This is a genomic window from Acinetobacter sp. WU_MDCI_Abxc222, assembly GCF_025514755.1.
GTDB classification, from domain to species: Bacteria; Pseudomonadota; Gammaproteobacteria; order Pseudomonadales; family Moraxellaceae; genus Acinetobacter; species Acinetobacter geminorum.
Genome location: NZ_JAHPVG010000001.1, coordinates 306884 through 326791, shown reverse-complemented (window position 1 = coordinate 326791; position 19908 = coordinate 306884). Strand labels below are relative to the sequence as shown.

Genomic DNA, 19908 nt, shown 5'->3' with positions numbered 1-19908 from the left:
GCAAAAAACATCATTTTTTTAATTTGATAGCTGAAGTTGATTAAGTTGCTGTTCAATTGCCCAATCAATATGCACATTGACGATCTCGTCATGTAAATTTTTGCCATTTTGTAGTTGATCTACAATTTCTTTTGAATAAGGAGCATTTCCTAATCCGATTGCAATATTACGTTTAAATGATTGATAACCTGTGCGGCGGATAGGGCTACCTTCCGTATTGGCTAAAAAAGTTGCTTCATCCCACTGCCAGATGTCAAGTAGACTAATATTATCTAATCCATGTCTAGGATTAAAATCAGAAATAGAAGCTGTTTTGGCAAAGCTATTCCAAGGACAAATTAACTGACAGTCATCACAGCCAAATATTCGGTTTCCAATACCTGTACGTAATTCTTCAGCAATAATTCCTTTATATTCGATAGTTAAATAAGCAATACAACGTCTTGCATCTAACATATAGGGCTCGACAATCGCTTGTGTTGGACATATATCAATACAAGCGCTACAAGAACCACAATGTGCTGTGGCTGGCTCGTCAAAAGGTAGGTCGAGTGAAGTAAATAGCTCACCTAATACGAAAAAAGAACCAGACTTTTTATGAATGAGCAAAGTATGTTTACCTGTCCAACCCATTCCAGCACTTTCAGCTAATGATTTCTCAAAAATAGGCGCCGAATCTGCAAAAGGACGAGATTCAAAGTCACCAACTTTTTCACGAATTCGTGTTGCTAAAGTTTTCAATCGGCCACGCATGACTTTATGGTAATCACGCCCACGTGCATAGCGGGCGATAATGGCAGAGTTAGGTTCCAAAGGTACATATCGGGGTTTTGGAGATTCCACAAGATAATTCATGCGGACACAAATAATACTTTTTGTGCCAGGCACTAATAGTGTTGGATCAGCTCGCTTTTCTAGATTTTCTTCTAAATAGGTCATATCTGCATGATAACCACGTTCAATGTACTCCAAAAAACGTGGCATTTGCTCTTGAGCATCAGGTTTTGCGATGACACAATCAGCAAAACCCAAGTCTAATGCTTGAGCTTTGATCCATGCTTTTAATTCATGTGGATCAATTTGTTGCACTGTAATGCGTGATGTGTCGGAAGATGTCATAAATCAAAATGCAAGAGGATAATAATATGCAGGCGGTAGTTTACCATAGCGATGATATTCGAGCATGGGAGCGGCGCTGGTTTGCTGCGCAAAACTCATCATTAGGCTTAATGCAACAAGCAGCTTGGTCAATCACTCAACAGCTCATCGTACTTTTTGAAAATCATGCCACTAAGAATATCGCGGTCTGGTGTGGACAGGGTAATAACGCAGGTGATGGTTACTTTATAGCAAGTTACCTTAAACAAGCTGGATTTAATGTTGAAATCTTTGCTGCTCAATTGGGTGAGTCAGCCGATTTACATTGTGCAGCGCAATTTGCTAGAGAAATAAAAGTCCCAATTCACTCAAATTTTCAGATTAAAAGAACATTTGATTGTCATATTGATGCTTTATTTGGCATAGGTTTAAACAGAGAATTAAATATAGATTGGCAACAAGTGATACAAATATTTAATGAACAACTGGGCCTAAAAATTTCGATTGATATACCTAGTGGCTTACAAGCAAATACAGGACGAGTCTTACCCTGTGCAGTAAGAGCTAATCATACCTTTACTGTTTTAGGTCTTAAAGCAGGGCTATTTACTGGACAAGGTAAAGAGTACGCCGGACAAGTTCATTTAATTAATTTAATTCCTACAGACCACGAGTTGAAACCCTTAGCTTATTTGTCACCCACAAATATTAAACTTCCTCAGCGTATGGCATTTGGTCATAAGGGAAGTTACGGGCATGTTTTAGTGGTGGGGGGACATGAGCAAATGGGCGGTGCAGTTATTATGGCTGCTGAAGCGGCCTTTCATGCAGGAGCAGGCAAAGTGACGGTGGTTTGTCACCGTAATCATCATCATGCTATTTTGTCACGGGCGCCTAATATTATGCTTCGTGATATTAATGCCTTAGATGAAAACAGTATTAAAGAGATTCTATCTCAGGTCGATGCAATATGCTTTGGAATGGGATTAGGCCGTGACGATTGGGCAAAGCAGATTTACCAACTATGGTTTAAATTGTTAAGTCATAGTAAACGCCTAGAAGTTGTTTTAGATGCAGATGCTTTATGGTTTCTGGCTAAACAGCCTGAAAAGTTAAATACACATATTTATGCCACACCTCATCCTGGAGAAGCTGCTACTTTACTTGGTTGCTCAACAGCGCAAATTGAAAATGACCGAATTGCTGCAATTTATGCTTTACAACAAAAATATGCAGGCCATTGGGTGCTTAAAGGAGCGGGTAGCTTAATTTTAGAAGATAAATTGTATATCTGTACGCAAGGTAATGCTGGTATGGGAACTGGTGGAATGGGGGATGTATTAGCAGGAATGATTGCGAGCTTAAAAGCCCAGTTCCACAAAGGTATTACATTACATGAGATTGTTGCCCTTCATGCTCAAGCTGGAGACCTCTTAGCAAAAAGTGGTATGCGTGGTTTACAGGCCTACCAAATGAATCAAGCCATTACTCAGTTTGTAAATTAATAAGTTTTTTTAACGTCTACGACTGCTAGAGCGGCTTCGTCCACGTGCCATACCACCTAAGGCGTTTAAAACAGACAATTTGCTCATACTTCCCGATGCATGAGCATGGCAGATAGCAGCAGCAAGTGCATCGGCTGCGTCGGATTGAGGTTTAATGGTCAAATTAAGTAATCGCATCACCATCATTTGGACTTGTTCTTTATCGGCAGCGCCATAACCAACCACAGACTGTTTAATTTGACGGGCAGTATATTCTGCAACTTGTAAATCTAAATTCACTAATGCGGCTATGGCAGCACCACGCGCTTGTCCTAGTTTTAAGGCAGAGTCTGGGTTTTGAGCCATAAAGACTTGCTCAACCGCAGCTTCAGTTGGACCATGAAATTTCACAATTCGCTCAACGCCTGCAAAAATACGTTTTAAGCGTTCTGGCATTTCTTGAGTTTCTGTTCGGATTGTACCGGCATCAACAAAACGCAGTTTACTACCATCTTTTTCAATGATTCCATAACCTGTTAAGCGTGAACCTGGGTCAATACCAATAATCAGTGCCATGTGAAGACTTATATAAATAGTTTAGAGAGTATTGTTACATAGCCAAAAAGGTTCTGCATGCGTAATTTAAAGAATGCTGCGATGAATGGTTATTTTTCGGTTTTTATGGGACTAATTTATATCTTTAAAATAATTTGATGTAATTCTATTTTAGTGGAATACTTATCTATAATTTTGGAATTAAATTTTATCGGTAGATGGAAGATATTAATATTCGCATTGCGCAGCAAGTGCGTGAAATACGTCTAGCGCGTGGATATACTCTAGATGTTCTTGCTAGTCGATGTCAGGTAAGCCGTTCTGCAATTTCACTCATTGAAAGAGGAGAAGCGAGTCCTACAGCTGTTGTCCTTGAAAAGCTGGCAAATGGTTTAGGAGTGCCTTTGACTCAGCTATTTGATTGCCTACAGAATACTCAATCGCCTCAACCTATGGTGCGACGTAATCAACAATCACAATGGAAAGATCCAGAAACAGGGTATATTCGTCGTCAAGTTTCCCCTCCAAATTGGAAATCTCCATTTCAAATCGTTGAAATTGAATTTCCTGCTCAGTCTCGAGTTACGTATGAAACAAGTGTAAATTCTAAGGTTGTATTACAGCAGATTTGGGTAATTGAGGGGCAAATCGATATTCAATTGGGTGAAAACTTTTATGCTTTACATGAGGGTGATTGTTTGGCGATGCAATTAGGTCAACCGATCATATACAGCAATCCTTCTTCTAAAACCGCTCGCTATATTTTAGTTGTATGTAATGAGCTCGTCTCTGTTCTTAAGGAATCTTCATGATTAAAAATCTTAATCCAAATTTACGTTTAATTGATTGTCATGAAGCTACACATGCAAAGGCTATATTAGATATTTTGAATGAAGCAATTATCAATTCTACCGCTTTGTATGACTATTTGCCGCGCTCTGAAGAGTCAATGAAAAGTTGGTTTGCAGTTAAAAGAGAAAATGGTTTTCCTGTGATTGGTATTGTAGATGAGACAAATAAGTTATTAGGTTTTGCAAGCTGGGGAACCTTTAGAGCTTTTCCTGCCTTTAAATATACGGTCGAACATAGTATTTACATTCATCATGAACATCGTGGTGGCGGATTAAGCAAAATTCTAATGCATGAATTGATTAAGCGTGCTCAAGAGGCAGATTTGCATGTATTGATAGGCTGTATCGATGCAACCAATCAAGCAAGTATTGGTTTACATGAAAAAATGGGCTTTATCCATGCAGGTACTTTTAAGCAAGTCGGTTTTAAGTTTGGCCAGTGGCTCGATGCTGCTTTCTATCAGTTAAATTTAAATACACCGCATACGCCAGTTGACGGATAAATAATAAGGTTTTCAATTTTCAAGTTTTAAAATAGCCCAGTTCATGATGATGAAATTAAATTGGGCTATAGGGTCTAAATTATAAAATACCTAATTGTTCTAATCCTTTATAAGCAATTTCTTTTCGAATAGAACTAGGTATTCCTTTTTTCATTTCTAAATTAAGTGCGAACGCTACAATTTCTCCTTGTGGTTGAACCACCCAGCCTGTAAACCAACCAACTTGTGGTTCAACATCCCATCCCCAACCACTTTTAGCATAAATTTTTCGTCCATTTTTTTCTTCTATGAACACCATAGATTGAACTTGTTCTTGCACATTTTTGCTAAAGGGAAGAGTTTTGTGGGCTAATTTATAAGCAAACTGTACTTCTTGTTGAGGTGTAATTTTAAGTGGGCCAACAAGCCAAAAATTATCTATTTTTGAACCAATATCAGCATTACCGAAATCAATACGCTTTACCTCTTTAGACATAAGATCAAGGCCAATTCGTCGAGCTAGTTCCTGATAAACTGGAATAGCAGAAGCTTTCATAGCATCGCCTAATGTCATGTCTTTTTCCCAATCGGGAAATAAACGCTTTTGCCCATCCCATTTAAACACTTCAGTTGGTGTTGCTTTATGATGCTCAAGGCCGATCAAAGCATTTAACATTTTAAAGGTAGAGGCAGGAACATATTCGGTTGATGCTCTTTTAAGATCATTACCATAGACTTCCTCTGTTTGGCCACGTTTTATAATTAAAACACCTGTAGTTTGTGCTTGATCAAACAATGATTGAATTTTCTCTGAGTTTTTATTGGTAGAAATTGACTGTATTTGATGTTGTTCTACGGTATTAAAAGAACACGCCGATAAAAACATCGTACCAATGGCAAAGAAAAGAGCTTTTTTAGTCATGAGTCTATGTAGCTTTAAAAGAGTTATTCTTTAATTTAACTTGAATAGAGGTACTTTTAGATAGAAAAAATGTAAGTTATTTAGGAAACTCTATACCCATAGCTACTTTTTAAATTTCATAAAAAACTATACAAACAAAGAAATACGTCCAAATTTTCTAAGAACCTAAGTTTTTGTTGTGCTAAAAACTGCTTTTTTGAGGGCTTTCCGTTTAACTAGAGTAAAAAAAATTAAAATCTGATTAAAGTTGCACTTGATAAACTTGATACAGCACTCATTAATAATAAAGCATGTTTGTTTTTATCGAGTTAAAATCAAATGTACTCTAGTATTGCAGACTCTGGCTGTTTCGATAGGGTTGGGGCAAATAAACTGCAATGAATTTTCTTTTTGAGATAGATAAAGTTTTACATGAATTTACTTCTTATTGTAGTTCTGGGCGCGATTGTTGAAATTGCTGTATGGATTGGCGTAGCACAGTTCATCAGTGGATGGTATGTATTCTTTTGGTTCATTCTTGCTTTCTTTATTGGTTTAGGACTTATTCGCAGAAGTACTGCTGGTATTATGCCTCAATTACAGCAAATGCAGATGACTGGCCAACTCGGTAATGATCCGGCAGTAACTAAAAAACTTGCTTATGCTTTTGCAGGTTTCTTATTAATGTTGCCAGGTCTTGTTTCTGATGTTTTAGCGGTTTTAATTTTGATCCCTGGTGTTCAAACTGCTTTCCGTAATATAGCGATGAGAACTCTCGCAAAACGCCAACAAGCTATGATGGAAAAAATGATGGGTGGTATGGGCGGTAATATGGGGGGGCAAAACCCATTTGCTGATCTAATGCGCCAAATGCAAGATATGCAGAATCAACAAGGTGGTGGTAGTCAAGGTCAATACCGTGATTCAAGCATTATTGATGGAGAAGCACGAGAAGTCACTCCAGACCATAAGAAAATTGAACATAAAAATAAGGATTAATAAAGACCTTATCTAAAGGCCTAAACCTCCAAAGTTTAGGCCTTTTTTATTTTTTAAGAAGATATAAATTATTTAGTTAGAGATTCAGTCGCAGCAGAATCTGGTTGAGCCAATTCAGTTGGGCTTTCTTGTGGTTTTGTTTGAGGTTGGTATTTGTTTGAAGCTAAGGCTGTTTGCTTATTTTCAGATTGTTGATAACCTCGGCTTCGGTTGGCTCGTTCGCGAAAGCCACCTTTATTAATGAGCTTTGTATGTGACATGCATTTGCCTAAAATGTGAGATTATTCGCTTATTTTAACAAATTTGGCAAAATATCAAAATAAGAAAAATAGTCCTATAAAAATAATATTTAACTTATATATATGTTTTTAATTAATATTTTTTAATTGACTCAATTGTTCATCCAGATTGAATTATCTATTCATTTCACATAGGATAAATATAAAGGATGTATAAATTAAAAAATGTAGCAAACCTATTAAAACAACAACGGTTGAAATGAGGGAAGGAGGGTTACCTATGCTATATCAATACCATTGTGCGTGTTGCGACAAAGTTGTGGCATCGACTGATAAATCATGTCCATATTGTGGTTCACAACATATTCGAAGCCCGTATGGCTTATGGATGTTTTGTGTGATGGCTTGTTTGGCGGTTGTCGTTGTATTTAAAGTTGTCCATATTTATATCCAGAATCATCAAGATACTCCAACGCAGTCAACTTTACTGGATGTATTAAATCAGGATGATAAAACGACAAGACAATAGATTCTGATTACAGCTAAAAATGATATGGCGTCAAGGATGATTGCTAGAAGATTAAACCCCACATACCATAAAATTTGAACTATAAATAAAAAAGCCCGCTCAATGGCGGGCTTTTTACGATTTTGTTTTAGAGGCCAGCAGCATCTTTAAGGGCATCAACTTTATCAGTTTTTTCCCAAGTAAATGCAGAGTCTGAACCTTCGCGACCAAAGTGACCATAAGCCGCAGTTTGTTTGTACATTGGTTGAAGAAGATCCAACATACGAGTAATACCAAACGGTCTTAAATCGAAATGGTCACGTACAAGTTGAATAATCAACTCATCAGAAACTTTTGCTGTACCAAAGGTATTAATTGAAATCGAAGTAGGTTCTGCTACACCAATTGCGTAACTCACTTGAATTTCACATTTATCAGCAAGGCCAGCAGCTACAATATTTTTTGCAACATAACGACCAGCATAAGCAGCAGAACGGTCAACTTTAGATGGATCTTTACCAGAGAAGGCACCACCGCCGTGACGAGCCATACCACCGTAGGTATCAACAATAATTTTACGGCCTGTTAAACCACAGTCACCTACAGGGCCACCAATAACGAACATACCTGTTGGGTTAATGTGGAACTTAGTAGCTGCATGGAACATTTCAGCAGGAATGATCGGTTTAATAATTTCTTCAATAACTGCTTCTTTAAGCTGGCTTTGAGAAATTTCAGGATCGTGCTGAGTAGATAAAACAACAGCGTCTAGACGTACAGGCTTGCCATTTTCATAGGCAAAAGTAACTTGGCTCTTTGCATCTGGACGTAACCATGGAAGGGCACCTGAACGACGAAGTTCAGCTTGACGCTCCATTAAGCGGTGAGCATAAGAAATCGGCGCAGGCATAAGCACGTCTGTTTCACGGCTTGCATAACCGAACATTAGGCCTTGGTCACCAGCACCTTGATCTTCTGGTTTTTGACGGTCTACACCTTGAGCAATTTCAGGTGATTGTTTACCAATCATATTGATTACAGCACACGTTGATCCATCAAAGCCAAGATCAGAGTGGTGATAACCAATACCGTTAACAGTATTACGAACAACAGCTTCAACATCAATATTAGCAGTCGTTGTTACTTCACCAGCAAGTACAACAGCGCCTGTTTTTACCAGTGTTTCACAAGCAACACGTGCGTATGGGTCTTCTTTTAAGATTGCATCCAAAATAGCGTCGCTAATTTGGTCGGCCATTTTATCGGGATGACCTTCGCTTACAGATTCCGAGGTAAAAACAGCGTACTCGCGCATGAAAGTCCTATCTTGGTTATTTCAAAAGACATAATATGTTACATCGACTTGAGCTTAAGGACCAGTTCATACTGACTAAAAAGCATGAATTTATTTCATTTATAGTGTGTTTTAATTGATAAGTGTATTAGCAAAATTGATATAGAAAGCTTTAATTTAAAGTATTTATATTTTAACAACTTGTTGCTAGTGTGTTTTTTAAACATATAACTTAATAAAAATCTTAAATATCAGAATTTGAATTTTAAAGTAAAGAAACATGATCAACGCATACAGGATTGGCTAAAGATTTTATCGATATATCAAAAGCTAACCAGATAAATGCTCTTACATTTAGTCATTGTGCAGAAAAATAAACACTGTTTTGTATAACTAAAAGATTCAAATGTTTTTTGTGTAACCAAGAAACGGTTAAAAATAAAGAAATATACCGTGTTGGGGTTTACCCTAAGCCTTTTTTTTAAGACAATATAGCGGCATTGAATGGTTATTCATCTTCTTCTTTTCATCAATCTATTAAAATTGGATTCTGATCTATGACGACCCCTTTAAACGAACGTCGTATTGCAAATGCAATTCGTGTATTGGCAATGGATGCTGTGCAACAAGCAAACTCAGGGCATCCAGGTGCTCCAATGGGGATGGCAGATATTGCTGACGTCGTCTGGCGTGAGTTTTTAAATCACAACCCAACAAATCCACAATGGGCAAACCGTGACCGTTTCGTTTTATCAAATGGCCATGGCTCAATGTTGCAATATGCTTTGCTTCATTTAACAGGTTATGATCTTTCAATTGAAGATTTAAAACAGTTCCGTCAATTGCATTCTAGAACTCCTGGCCATCCTGAATATGGCTATGCACCGGGTGTAGAGACGACAACTGGTCCTTTAGGTCAAGGTATTGCTAATGCTGTTGGTTTTGCTTTAGCAGAAAAAACATTGGCTGCTCAATTTAATAAAGATGATTTAAAAGTTGTTGACCATTTCACTTACTGTTTCTTAGGTGATGGCTGCTTAATGGAAGGTATTTCTCACGAAGTATGTTCTTTAGCTGGCACATTACAACTTGGTAAATTGATTGCTTATTATGATGATAATGGCATTTCAATTGATGGTGAAGTAGAAGGCTGGTTCAGCGACGATACAGAAGAGCGTTTCAAAGCCTATGGTTGGCAAGTTCTTCGTGTAGATGGTCATGATGCCGATGCGATTCGTCAAGCGACAATTGAAGCAAAAGCTGAAACTCAAAAACCAACAATCATTATGTGTAAAACGATTATTGGTTTAGGTTCACCAAATAAGCAGGGTAAAGAAGACTGTCATGGTGCGCCATTAGGTAAAGATGAGATTACTTTAACTCGTGAAGCATTAGGCTGGAACGAAGACGCATTTATTATTCCTGCTGACGTATATGCTGCATGGGATGCAAAAGCAAAAGGTAGTGAATCTGAAGCAGCTTGGAATGCGATATTTGCACAATATCAAGCAAAATATCCAACTGAAGCAGCTGAATTACTTCGTCGTATCAGTGGTGATTTACCAACAGAATTTGCAGCCCAAGCCGATGCTTTCATTCGTGAAACAAACGCGAAAGGCGAGACAATTGCAACACGTAAAGCAAGCCAAAATACATTACAAGCATTTGGTCCTTTATTACCTGAATTGTTAGGTGGTTCTGCTGACTTAGCAGGTTCTAACTTAACACTTTGGAAAGGTTGCCAAGGTGTTCAAGAAAACCCAGCTGGTAACTACGTATATTATGGCGTACGTGAATTCGGTATGACTGCGATCGCTAATGGCGTTGCATTACATGGCGGTTTCGTTCCTTACGTTGCAACATTCTTAATGTTTATGGAATATGCACGTAATGCAGTACGTATGTCTGCATTAATGAAACAACGTGTAATTCATGTTTATACACATGACTCAATCGGTCTGGGTGAAGATGGTCCAACTCACCAACCGATTGAACAAATTGCTTCATTGCGTGGTACACCGAATTTAAATACATGGCGTCCTGCGGATACTGTAGAAACTGCAATTGCTTGGAAATCTGCTCTAGAACGCAAAGATGGCCCTACAGCACTTATTTTCTCTCGTCAAAACTTACCATTCCAAACACGTTCTGAAGAGCAAATTCAAAATGCTGCAAAAGGTGGTTATGTACTTGCTCAAGAAAAAGGCGAATTAAAAGCAATTATTATTGCAACAGGTTCTGAAATTTCTTTAGCAATGGAAGCTTATGCACAACTTGAAGGTGTGCGTGTAGTTTCTATGCCATGTGCAGAAGAATTTATGAAGCAAGATGCCGCATACCGTGAAGCAGTATTACCAGCTCATATCCGTGCGCGTGTTGCTGTTGAAGCGGCTCATGTTGATTACTGGTGGAAGTTTGTTGGTCTTGATGGCAAAGTAATTGGTATGACAACTTATGGTGAGTCTGCACCAGCAAAAGATTTGTTCCAATTCTTTGGTATTACCACTGAAGCTGTTGTTGCAGCAGTAAAAGAATTAACTGCTTAAATATTAAAGTAGTGTAAAAAGCGCTCTATCTAGAGCGCTTTTTTATTTGAGAAGTTAGATGGTGAGTTCTGTTTGGATATTAATCTGAGAGGTTAATAACTTATGAATAGGGCAATTCTCTGCAACTTTTAATAATCGCTTATGCTGGTCTTCACTAAATTCACCTTTGAGTGTAATTTTCCGTTCAATATTGTTTTGGCCTTTTTCAGGTTCGCCATTTGGGTTTAATGCTAAATCTACTTGAACATGATCAAGCTTAATATCTTTAAGATTCGCATACATCTCTAATGTAATGGTGGTACAAGCACCTAAAGCCGATAATAAAATTTGCACTGGGTTTGGGGCAGTATCTAGACCACCTTTATCAGTTGGTTCATCTGCAAACCATTGATGACCCGAAGGATCGGTGAGAGTTACTCGATATGGGGTAGAAGTACTTTGTGCTTGAGCAGTATTAGCCATGTTTTACCTTATTATTCATCAATAAATTTGAAGTAAAAACGAAATTTTAGAATTCGGACACGGATGATAGTACCGATACTTTATAATATGGGTTTTAAATAATAACTGTAACGCTTTTATTGTTGCATGGATGAAACATATCGTTTTATAAAGAATGGTGAATTAAATTACTTGATGTATACACTAACGACTATATCAATAAAGGATACGAAAAATGCATCTTAAAACATTAAGCTTCGGTTTGGCAGTAGCATTGGCTAGTTCAGTTACTTTAGCTGCGCCAGTAGACTACAAAATTGACCCAACACATACAGCTACTGTTTTCTCATGGAATCACTTTGGTTTCTCTACTCCAAGCGCTAACTTCTCGGATATCCAAGGTGTAATTAAAGTTGATAATGCTAAACCAGCAAACTCATCTGTAAATGTGACTATTCCTTTAAGCAGTGTAAATACAAACGTACCTGCTTTAGATAAAGAGTTCCAAGAAGAAGCTTGGTTTAATGCTGCTAAATATCCAAATATTACGTTTAAAAGTACTAAAGTTGAAACCAAAGACAAAAAGCACTTTAAAATTACTGGTGACTTAACTGTCAAAGGTGTAACTAAACCTGTTGTACTTGACGCTGTTTTAAACAAGCAAGGCGAGCATCCAATGGCTAAAGTTCCAGCGATTGGTTTTAATGCTACAACTTCATTCAAGCGTTCTGACTTTGGTTTAGGTAACTATGTGCCGAACGTTGGTGATAAGATCACTGTAAACATTACGACTGAAGCAACTGCCGCTAATGCAGCTAAAAAATAAGTTATAAGTTTTCTAAAAAAGTCCTCAAAAATGAGGGCTTTTTTATTTAGACAGGCTCTTTTTTATCTGGATCTATAAATACTAGGGGTGCTGAAGGATCGATATTTCTTTTCTGAGATTTTTCTCTTAGGAACTGGTAAGTAGGAACTTTTCTTTTTGCCTGATCCCGCAGTTTCTTTTTAATATAAAGAACCAGAGCAAAACATGTAGTTGCAACGGTCAGCATCATACCATTCATATAGCTCATGATTGAGCTTACATAACCAATAGTCGTTAAGCGGTGCATCATACGTTCAACTTGGGTGCTACTTTCAATACCAGTAATTGCCCAACTACATAGATGTTCGCAATTATTAATAATCAAATGATAGTGATTTTCATGCATACGTGAGCGCATTCGGCGAACGACAATCTTTCCTTTATAACGAGGTCTGTCATAAGAACGAACGTGTATTTTTTTGCCATGTGAGAACGCATCTATTGAGGTGATTTCAATCGGGTGTTTTTTGATGAAATGAGCTAAGCCGGAATAATGGATAACTCGACCTCTCCCTGCATATATACCATGATGGCTATAGCCGAGATGCTTTACGATGAGGTGAGCCCCTAAAGGGTAGTGTTTATTCGGTTGTTGCATGCTTACGCTGATCCAATAAAGTGTAAATGGCTTTTATTGAAAAGCTGCTAAACATTATAACCAATATCAGCAATTTGGAGTGTATTGATTACGTCGGATGAATGAGTTTGATGCATATCCAATCTATTCATATTTCTTGTATATAATTTAAGAATTTAATATGAAGGAAAAATGTCATGTCAGGTGATGTTAAATGAAATGGGTCGTCGGGTGCTTAGCTTTGTATTGGTTTTTATTTCAGTCTGCATATGCTATAGAACATCAGCAAGTTAAAACAGTAGAAGGTGATCAATACGATGTGGTCTCTATCAGCGATTTTAAAGCATTGCGCCTGTTTTTAAGAAATCCTCATAATCAACAATATTACAAAAGCTTTAACAATGTTCAGGAGCAATTAAAGCAGTGCGAGCAACTTAACTTTGCAATGAATGCAGGGATGTTTCATATAGGATTTTCTCCCGTAGGGCTATATGTTGAAAAGGCTAAGATAATTCAACCCTTAAATGAGCATAAAGGATTGGGAAATTTCTTTTTACAGCCGAATGGTGTATTAGCTTGGAATAAAAAACAGGCCTTTGTTTTAACTACGCAACAATATAGCCGACAAAATTTGAAAGTTTATTATGCAACCCAATCTGGGCCAATGTTAGTTATTGATGGAAAGATAAATTCCCTTTTTTTACCAGACTCTCAATCAAAGAAAATTCGTAATGGAGTTGGTATTCGAGATAATAAACTTTACTTTGTAATATCGAAAAATAGGGTGAATTTCTATAATTTTGCCGAGTTTTTTCAAAGAAACCTTAAAGTAGAGCAAGCTTTATATCTCGATGGTTCTATTTCTAGTTTATATCTGCAAAAGAACAGACGGAATGATCAGCAATTTCAAATGGGACCAATGGTCGGTTGGGTAGGCGAGTCCAGTTGTGCATTAAAGTGAAATATAAAAAAGCCAGTACAAGACTGGCTTTTTAATTAATGAATAGATGGTTTTTGAGTGAGTTCATTTAACTCTTTTCGGCTATAACCACGGGAAATAAGAACTTTCTTAATTCCCTTAATGACATCTTCATCTGTTGCTTGTGCAAGTGCACTTAGAAGTTGTTCATTAGTTTTACATGAGCAGTCATTTTCAACACAAGCAGTTTGGTTTTTATGCTCGTTATGCTGTTGATCTGCCAAGAACAGCTTTTGCCAAAAACTCATAGAGCCTTCATATACAACCTAACATAGCTCGAAATATAGCCAATTTAAAATAAAATACAAGACTCCATAAGTGATAAATCCACCAATTGAACTCGAGAATTTTCGATGGGAATGCTTGAGTTAAACGAAATTATGACGAATAGATGACTTGATATTTTTTGAAAATTTAAATACTTAACTAATAAAACGTTAAAAAATAAGGAGGTATGTAACCTCCTTATTTAAAACTTTACAATGAAAGATTTTGTTTAAATCTTCTCAAGTAAAACACCAGACTCGACATGATGCGTATAAGGGAACTGATCAAATAAGGCGAATTTAGTCACTCGATGAGTTTGACTGAGTGTTTTTAAGTTTTCATATAACGTCTCAGGGTTACATGAAATGTAGATAATACGTTCAAAACCTTGTAAAAGTTTTAAAGTCTCATCATCAATTCCTGCACGTGGTGGATCTACAAATACAGTGTCAAAGTCATAGCTCTGAATATCAATATTCGCTTCATGTAGACGGCGGAATTCGCGCTCACCTTGATAAGCTTGAGTAAACTCTTCAGCCGAGAGACGTGCTACTTGAATATTATCAATTTGGTTTTGTTCTATGTTCCATTGAGCTGCATAAACAGATGATTTTGCAAGCTCAGTAGCAAGCACTCGTTCGAACTTTAAAGAGAGTGGAAGCGTAAAATTACCATTACCACAATAGAGTTCTAACAAGTGTTTCTTTGATCCTTCAGCTGCATCACATGCCCATTGCAGCATTTTTTTGCAAACTTGTGCATTAGGCTGGGTAAAGCTACTTTCGATTTGCTTGTATTTAAATGAACGATTTAAAAGTTCGAATTCTTCAACGACGAAATCATCGCCAATAACAATTTTCTGGCCACGACTACGGCCCATAATCTTAATATCTAATTTATTGGCAAGCGCTTTAGCGGCTTGTTCCCATTCTTGATCCAGTTTACGGTGATAAATTAGGGTAACCAACATTTCTCCGCTAAGTGTCGCGAGGAAATCAGCTTCAAATACACGATTAGAAAGCTTAGGCTCAGCCTTGAGTTCTTCCAAAAGTTTTGGCATTAAATCATTGATGCTTTGATCTGCAATTGGAAACTCATCAATGCGTACAACGGTTTTTTGCTTGTCGTCATCGTTACGCTCAAACATGGCATAGAACATATCATTTTCTGTATGCCAGATACGAAATTCAGCACGCATACGGAAATGTTGTTCAGGTGATTCAAACACTTCTAATGTAGGTGGTGTAAATTCAGAAAATTGAGTAGTAATGCGTTCAATTTTAGATTGAAGTTGTTGACGATAAGAAGAGGTCATAGACAAAGAAAATTTAGACAGAATCAAATAATGAATGGTATCAAAAAAATTGAACTTACAGGAGCCAATTTTAACCAGATATTCATAAGAGAAAGGAGGTATCTAAACTGGAACTAATTTAAAACACGATTAATAAAATCTGATTTTATTGTTCTATATTGATCGGGGTCTAAATGGCTACACTGTAATTTTAATTCATTATATTCATTAACCAGCGTGGGTGAGTTTATAAGCTTATTTTTAAAGGCTAAGAAAAAAGTGAATATTGAACCAGATACTACAATTTGAAATGCAACATCATCATTGTTGAGTGATTCGAGCATGCAAAGCTCATGTGTCCTTAGCGTATTTTGTTTTTCGATAAAGTTAAGTGTTTTTAATTGTTCTATTGCGAATTCAAATTGTTCAGGCATAACTTCAATATAAATATCTAAATCACCTTTTGAGATTGCATTCGGTATAGCAGATGAACCAATATGCTCAATTTTGGCAAATGGTAGAAGTGTGGAAATGTCTTTTTGATATGAATTAAAAAGCTGAGCGCATCTTTCTTGATATTGTTCTGGTTCTAAAAAGATCATTATTAAAATCTCGAATTGATAAAATCTATATATTTAAGAGTAGATTACTTTATTAAATAAAAAAGCCCAAATACTGAGATTTGGGCTTTTTAGAAAGTTATATATTAATCAGTCATTGTCATTAAGCTTGCGTTACCACCAGCTGCAGCTGTATTCACACTAATTGCACGTTCAATCACTAAACGCTCAAGTGGAATATTCTCATTCGGCTCAACGTGAGTAATACCAACAATTGCGCCAGAACGCGTAGCAACTTCTTGTTGTAATGAGAAGATTTCTTCACGGTTACCATGGTGTAAAACTGCATCAAAATCATCTGATGTGATGTTTTTAACAGTAGTAATTGCTGCAAGCACATCTTTTGGCAATGTTTGTTTGTATTTTGCCAATAACGGACTATTTGGCAATACGGCCGCTTGGCTACCCACTGCAAAAATTGCGAGCAACTGATGCAACTGATTTTGTTCTGTATCAGCGATAGAAAGAACACGATGACGTGGCAAAATAATATATTGGTTACTTTCCCCAGTAGGACCTTGTAACTCATAGAATTTACCAACACCAAATGGTTCAATTTCACGATTTGCTTGTGGTAAATGTTGTGTCGCCCAATTTTGTAAGCTCTGATAAACCTCTCGGTTAAAGCCTTCAAAAGCAGTTTGCTCATTCTTCATAGCAAATGGTGTTGCCAATACTTTGTTTGAACACTGCTGCATTAAGCGGTACATATAAAGCGGACCACCAGCTTTCGGGCCTGTACCAGATAGACCTTCACCACCGAATGGTTGTACACCAACGACAGCACCAACAATATTACGGTTGATATAAAGGTTACCAACTTCAGCATGTTGAATGACCGTTTGGATGGTTTCATCAATACGGGTATGCAGACCCATTGTTAAACCATAACCTTTGGCATTAATACGTGAGATCAATTGCTCAAGCTCACCATACTTATAGGTAATGATGTGTAGAACTGGACCAAAAACTTCGCGCTGCAAGTCATCAAGATTAGGGAGTTCAATTGCTGTTGGTACAACAAAGGTTCCTTTATCTAGTTCATTCTGGCTTGTTGAACCAAACATCAACTGATGTACTGGATAGCCTTTCGACTTCATTTTTTGGATGTGTTGATCAATCGTCTGTTTTGCTTCGTCATCAATAACAGGACCAATGTCAGTTTTTAAAATCGCAGGGTTACCTACAATCAACTGCTGCATTGCGCCCTTAAGCATTTTAATAACGGTTGCAGCACTGTCTTCTTGCACACATAAAATACGTAAAGCAGAGCAACGTTGACCCGCGCTATCAAAAGCAGAACTTACAACATCTAATACAACTTGTTCAGTTAAAGCAGATGAGTCAACAATCATTGCATTTTGACCGCCAGTCTCTGCAATGAGCGGAATAGATTGACCATTTTCAGATAAACGTTTTGCAACGGTCTTCTGTAAAATTTTTGCAACTTCAGTCGAGCCAGTAAACATGATGCCATCAATACGGCTATCTTGGCTAAGCTGAGCACCTACTGTTTCACCGCGGCCAGGAAGTAGCTGTACAGCACCATGTGGAATACCAGCTTCCCATAAAATCTGAACTGCTTGAGCTGCGATTAATGGGGTTTGTTCAGCAGGTTTAGCAATAACGCAGTTACCACTGACTAATGCTGCAGCAATTTGGCCAGAGAAAATTGCAAGAGGGAAGTTCCACGGGCTAATACAAAGCACAGTACCTAAAGGCTGAATAGCTGTATTTGCAGGAAGATTCTCAACTTGAGTTGCGTAATAACGTAAGAAATCTACAGCTTCACGAACTTCTGCAATCGCATTGGCATAAGTTTTCCCACTTTCACGGCAAAGCAAAACCATCAATTCTTGAATGCGGCTTTCCATTATGTCAGCTGCACGTTTTAAGTGTTGAGCACGCTGTTCTTTAGGCGTATTTGACCATTCTGATTGAGCTTGTTCAGCTGCATTAAGCGCAATTTCAACATGCTTAAGATCAGCTTCTTGCACATAACCAACAATTTCATCATTTTGTGCAGGGTTTGTAATTGCAACAGAATGACCTTGCTCTAACGACTCATTATTTGCCAATAATGGATGACTTTGCCAAATACGATTACGTAATTCTTGAGCTGTACGATCTAAAGCTGCAAGTGGAGTGTCGTTTGCTAAATCATAACCTTTAGAGTTTTTACGAAGTGTTCCGTACATATCTAAAGGTAGAGGAATAGATGGATGTTTTAAGCCAACTGAACCTTCAAGCTTAGCTGCATGGCGAATATCGTAAATTGGAGACTGGATAAGGTCTTCAACTTTAAGTGTCTTATCGGCAATACGGTTAACGAATGAAGTATTCGCACCATTTTCGAGTAAACGACGTACTAAATAAGCTAACAACGTTTCATGGTTGCCAACGGGTGCATAAATACGGCATGGTACGCCTAATTTATTTTGCTCACGTGGACCAACAACTTGTTCATAAAGCGGTTCGCCCATGCCATGTAAGCATTGGAATTCATATTGACCAGCATAATATTTGCTTGGATCAGCTAAATGATAGATCGTTGCCAATGTTTGAGCATTATGGGTTGCAAATTGAGGATAGATGAACTCAGGTGCTGTAAGTAATTTTTTAGCACACGCGATATAAGATAAGTCTGTATGTACTTTACGGGTAAAGACAGGGTAGTCATCCATACCTTCGATTTGCGCTTTCTTAATTTCGCTATCCCAATATGCACCTTTCACAAGACGAATCATGAGACGCTTTTGGCTGCGTTTAGCAAGGTCAATAATATAATCAACCACGAAGAAACAGCGTTTTTGATAAGCTTGAATAACGAAGCCAATACCTTTCCAGTTTGCAAGTTCTGGCTCGAAGCAAAGACGTTCAAGTAACTCAAGAGAAATTTCTAAACGTTCTGATTCTTCAGCATCGATATTTAAGCCAATATTGTACTTTTTAGCCAAACGAGCGAGTTCAAATACTTTGCCGTAAAGTTCTTGATGAACACGTTCAATTTGTGCGCGTTGATAACGAGGGTGTAAAGCAGAAAGCTTAATTGAAATACCTGGGCCATCATAAACGCCTTTACCATTAGATGCTTTACCAATTGCATGAATGGCTTGTGTGTAATCGTTAAAGTAGCGTTCAGCATCATGTTCGGTTAAAGCTGCTTCACCTAACATATCGTAAGAATAGCGGAAACCTTTGTCTTCGAGTACTTTCGCATGATCTACAGCTTCTTCAATGGTTTCACCAGTCACAAACTGTTCACCCATCATACGCATTGCAACGTCAACAGCTTTACGAATGATGCCACGTCCACTGCGTGCTAAAAGGCCAGTAAGTACACTTGAAAGACTGGTTTGCTTAGGAGTTTCCATGAGCTTACCAGTTAACATGAGGCCCCATGCCGCAGCATTTACAAACATTAAGCTGCTTTGGCCAACGTGTTCTTTCCAGTTACCTTGATTGATCTTATCTCGAATAAGCAAATCACGTGTTGCTGAGTCTGGAATACGAAGCAAAGCTTCGGCAAGACACATGAGCGCCACGCCTTCTTGTGAAGAAAGAGAGAATTCTTGTAATAACCCTTGAACAATACCTGCTTTACCCGAAGAGGTCTTGCGTTCACGTAAATTATTAGCAAGATTAAAAGCTAGGTCATAAATTTTATGATCTAAATCATCAGATACCGCAGCAGCTTGTAATAGCTCTTCTACAGCTTCTGGTTCAGCACGTCGCCAAGCTGTATTAATGCGTTGTTCAAACTCACTTTTATCGTTAAATTCGGTGATATAGCCTTGGTGAGATTTATCCATTTGATGAAAAGTATCCATTGTGTTCATATCTGTTTCCGCCAACCAGCTCTCGTAAACTCATCTTGAGTAGAGAGGTTTAGATAATTTATCATTACA

The 19908-nt window shown here is 37.7% G+C and carries 19 protein-coding genes; 8 read left to right on the top strand and 11 right to left on the bottom strand.

Going from position 1 to position 19908, the window contains the following annotated elements:
* Positions 1–18: 18 nt before the first annotated feature.
* Positions 19–1119, bottom strand: a complete 1101-nt coding sequence (queG, locus tag KTJ10_RS01570) for a tRNA epoxyqueuosine(34) reductase QueG (protein ID WP_262441175.1) — start codon at positions 1117–1119, stop codon at positions 19–21.
* Between the two features lie 26 nt (positions 1120–1145).
* Here queG and KTJ10_RS01565 point away from each other — a divergent pair, with 26 nt between their 5' ends.
* The gene (locus KTJ10_RS01565) at positions 1146–2603 is read left to right on the top strand and encodes an NAD(P)H-hydrate dehydratase (RefSeq protein WP_262441174.1); all 1458 of its coding nucleotides are present in this window, start codon (positions 1146–1148) and stop codon (positions 2601–2603) included.
* Positions 2604–2612: 9 nt separating this feature from the next.
* On the opposite strand, the gene ruvC is transcribed toward KTJ10_RS01565, so the two are convergent.
* Positions 2613–3158: a crossover junction endodeoxyribonuclease RuvC gene (gene ruvC, locus KTJ10_RS01560; protein ID WP_002121356.1), complete on the bottom strand. Its 546-nt coding sequence runs from the start codon at positions 3156–3158 to the stop codon at positions 2613–2615.
* Between the two features lie 197 nt (positions 3159–3355).
* On the opposite strand from ruvC, the gene KTJ10_RS01555 reads away from it, so the two are divergent.
* The gene (locus tag KTJ10_RS01555) at positions 3356–3949 is read left to right on the top strand and encodes a helix-turn-helix domain-containing protein (RefSeq protein ID WP_262441173.1); all 594 of its coding nucleotides are present in this window, start codon (positions 3356–3358) and stop codon (positions 3947–3949) included.
* Complete coding sequence (locus tag KTJ10_RS01550) at positions 3946–4491, top strand: GNAT family N-acetyltransferase (RefSeq protein ID WP_213688374.1); 546 nt, start codon at positions 3946–3948, stop codon at positions 4489–4491. The genes KTJ10_RS01555 and KTJ10_RS01550 overlap by 4 nt, the downstream gene beginning before the upstream one ends.
* Positions 4492–4570: 79 nt before the next feature.
* Here KTJ10_RS01550 and blaOXA read toward each other — a convergent pair whose 3' ends face one another.
* Positions 4571–5392, bottom strand: coding sequence for an OXA-213 family carbapenem-hydrolyzing class D beta-lactamase (gene blaOXA, locus KTJ10_RS01545; protein WP_262441172.1), 822 nt, complete (start codon positions 5390–5392; stop codon positions 4571–4573).
* A 411-nt stretch (positions 5393–5803) separates the two neighbouring features.
* Here blaOXA and KTJ10_RS01540 point away from each other — a divergent pair, with 411 nt between their 5' ends.
* Entirely contained in the window at positions 5804–6370 is a 567-nt protein-coding gene (locus KTJ10_RS01540; protein WP_017386799.1) for an FxsA family protein, read from the top strand.
* Between the two features lie 68 nt (positions 6371–6438).
* On the opposite strand, the gene KTJ10_RS01535 is transcribed toward KTJ10_RS01540, so the two are convergent.
* Positions 6439–6630, bottom strand: a complete 192-nt coding sequence (locus tag KTJ10_RS01535; protein WP_170247746.1) for a hypothetical protein — start codon at positions 6628–6630, stop codon at positions 6439–6441.
* A gap of 259 nt (positions 6631–6889) precedes the next feature.
* Between KTJ10_RS01535 and KTJ10_RS01530 the strand changes: the two genes are divergently transcribed.
* Entirely contained in the window at positions 6890–7138 is a 249-nt protein-coding gene (locus tag KTJ10_RS01530) for a hypothetical protein (RefSeq protein WP_002121448.1), read from the top strand.
* A gap of 127 nt (positions 7139–7265) precedes the next feature.
* On the opposite strand, the gene metK is transcribed toward KTJ10_RS01530, so the two are convergent.
* Positions 7266–8432 (bottom strand): methionine adenosyltransferase, encoded by a 1167-nt coding sequence (gene metK, locus KTJ10_RS01525; protein WP_005069601.1) that lies wholly within the window; start codon positions 8430–8432, stop codon positions 7266–7268.
* A gap of 536 nt (positions 8433–8968) precedes the next feature.
* Here metK and tkt point away from each other — a divergent pair.
* Positions 8969–10957 carry a transketolase gene (gene tkt, locus KTJ10_RS01520; protein ID WP_262441171.1) on the top strand — a complete coding sequence of 663 codons (1989 nt, stop codon included), beginning with the start codon at positions 8969–8971 and terminating at the stop codon, positions 10955–10957.
* A gap of 54 nt (positions 10958–11011) precedes the next feature.
* On the opposite strand, the gene KTJ10_RS01515 is transcribed toward tkt, so the two are convergent.
* On the bottom strand, positions 11012–11419 hold the full coding sequence (locus tag KTJ10_RS01515; RefSeq protein ID WP_262441170.1) for an OsmC family protein: 408 nt from the start codon (positions 11417–11419) through the stop codon (positions 11012–11014).
* A gap of 214 nt (positions 11420–11633) precedes the next feature.
* Between KTJ10_RS01515 and KTJ10_RS01510 the strand changes: the two genes are divergently transcribed.
* Positions 11634–12224 (top strand): YceI family protein, encoded by a 591-nt coding sequence (locus KTJ10_RS01510; protein ID WP_061875498.1) that lies wholly within the window; start codon positions 11634–11636, stop codon positions 12222–12224.
* Between the two features lie 46 nt (positions 12225–12270).
* On the opposite strand, the gene KTJ10_RS01505 is transcribed toward KTJ10_RS01510, so the two are convergent.
* Positions 12271–12861, bottom strand: coding sequence for a lecithin retinol acyltransferase family protein (locus tag KTJ10_RS01505; RefSeq protein WP_262441169.1), 591 nt, complete (start codon positions 12859–12861; stop codon positions 12271–12273).
* Between the two features lie 193 nt (positions 12862–13054).
* On the opposite strand from KTJ10_RS01505, the gene KTJ10_RS01500 reads away from it, so the two are divergent.
* On the top strand, positions 13055–13801 hold the full coding sequence (locus KTJ10_RS01500; protein ID WP_262441168.1) for a phosphodiester glycosidase family protein: 747 nt from the start codon (positions 13055–13057) through the stop codon (positions 13799–13801).
* Between the two features lie 35 nt (positions 13802–13836).
* Here KTJ10_RS01500 and KTJ10_RS01495 read toward each other — a convergent pair whose 3' ends face one another.
* From KTJ10_RS01495 to putA, 4 genes are all read right to left on the bottom strand, one after another.
* Positions 13837–14067: a hypothetical protein gene (locus KTJ10_RS01495; protein ID WP_000011679.1), complete on the bottom strand. Its 231-nt coding sequence runs from the start codon at positions 14065–14067 to the stop codon at positions 13837–13839.
* Between the two features lie 248 nt (positions 14068–14315).
* Positions 14316–15401 (bottom strand): tRNA (uridine(54)-C5)-methyltransferase TrmA, encoded by a 1086-nt coding sequence (gene trmA / locus KTJ10_RS01490; RefSeq protein ID WP_262441167.1) that lies wholly within the window; start codon positions 15399–15401, stop codon positions 14316–14318.
* Positions 15402–15514: 113 nt separating this feature from the next.
* Positions 15515–15982: a GrpB family protein gene (locus tag KTJ10_RS01485; RefSeq protein WP_199976707.1), complete on the bottom strand. Its 468-nt coding sequence runs from the start codon at positions 15980–15982 to the stop codon at positions 15515–15517.
* Positions 15983–16086: 104 nt separating this feature from the next.
* A complete protein-coding gene (putA, locus tag KTJ10_RS01480; protein ID WP_262441166.1) occupies positions 16087–19839 on the bottom strand; it encodes a trifunctional transcriptional regulator/proline dehydrogenase/L-glutamate gamma-semialdehyde dehydrogenase in 3753 nt (1250 codons plus the stop codon).
* Positions 19840–19908: the final 69 nt, after the last annotated feature.

Bases quoted from the DNA above. Each gene is read 5' to 3' on its own strand.
- KTJ10_RS01485 (WP_199976707.1), bottom strand. From the start codon at position 15,982: ATGATCTTTTTAGAACCAGAACAATATCAAGAAAGATGCGCTCAGCTT.
- KTJ10_RS01495 (WP_000011679.1), bottom strand. From the start codon at position 14,067: ATGAGTTTTTGGCAAAAGCTGTTCTTGGCAGATCAACAGCATAACGAG.
- KTJ10_RS01505 (WP_262441169.1), bottom strand. From the start codon at position 12,861: ATGCAACAACCGAATAAACACTACCCTTTAGGGGCTCACCTCATCGTA.
- tkt (WP_262441171.1), top strand. From the start codon at position 8,969: ATGACGACCCCTTTAAACGAACGTCGTATTGCAAATGCAATTCGTGTA.
- ruvC (WP_002121356.1), bottom strand. From the start codon at position 3,158: ATGGCACTGATTATTGGTATTGACCCAGGTTCACGCTTAACAGGTTAT.
- KTJ10_RS01555 (WP_262441173.1), top strand. From the start codon at position 3,356: ATGGAAGATATTAATATTCGCATTGCGCAGCAAGTGCGTGAAATACGT.
- metK (WP_005069601.1), bottom strand. From the start codon at position 8,432: ATGCGCGAGTACGCTGTTTTTACCTCGGAATCTGTAAGCGAAGGTCAT.
- trmA (WP_262441167.1), bottom strand. From the start codon at position 15,401: ATGACCTCTTCTTATCGTCAACAACTTCAATCTAAAATTGAACGCATT.
- KTJ10_RS01540 (WP_017386799.1), top strand. From the start codon at position 5,804: ATGAATTTACTTCTTATTGTAGTTCTGGGCGCGATTGTTGAAATTGCT.
- KTJ10_RS01500 (WP_262441168.1), top strand. From the start codon at position 13,055: ATGAAATGGGTCGTCGGGTGCTTAGCTTTGTATTGGTTTTTATTTCAG.
- blaOXA (WP_262441172.1), bottom strand. From the start codon at position 5,392: ATGACTAAAAAAGCTCTTTTCTTTGCCATTGGTACGATGTTTTTATCG.
- KTJ10_RS01550 (WP_213688374.1), top strand. From the start codon at position 3,946: ATGATTAAAAATCTTAATCCAAATTTACGTTTAATTGATTGTCATGAA.
- putA (WP_262441166.1), bottom strand. From the start codon at position 19,839: ATGAACACAATGGATACTTTTCATCAAATGGATAAATCTCACCAAGGC.
- KTJ10_RS01535 (WP_170247746.1), bottom strand. From the start codon at position 6,630: ATGTCACATACAAAGCTCATTAATAAAGGTGGCTTTCGCGAACGAGCC.
- KTJ10_RS01510 (WP_061875498.1), top strand. From the start codon at position 11,634: ATGCATCTTAAAACATTAAGCTTCGGTTTGGCAGTAGCATTGGCTAGT.
- KTJ10_RS01515 (WP_262441170.1), bottom strand. From the start codon at position 11,419: ATGGCTAATACTGCTCAAGCACAAAGTACTTCTACCCCATATCGAGTA.
- queG (WP_262441175.1), bottom strand. From the start codon at position 1,119: ATGACATCTTCCGACACATCACGCATTACAGTGCAACAAATTGATCCA.
- KTJ10_RS01530 (WP_002121448.1), top strand. From the start codon at position 6,890: ATGCTATATCAATACCATTGTGCGTGTTGCGACAAAGTTGTGGCATCG.
- KTJ10_RS01565 (WP_262441174.1), top strand. From the start codon at position 1,146: ATGCAGGCGGTAGTTTACCATAGCGATGATATTCGAGCATGGGAGCGG.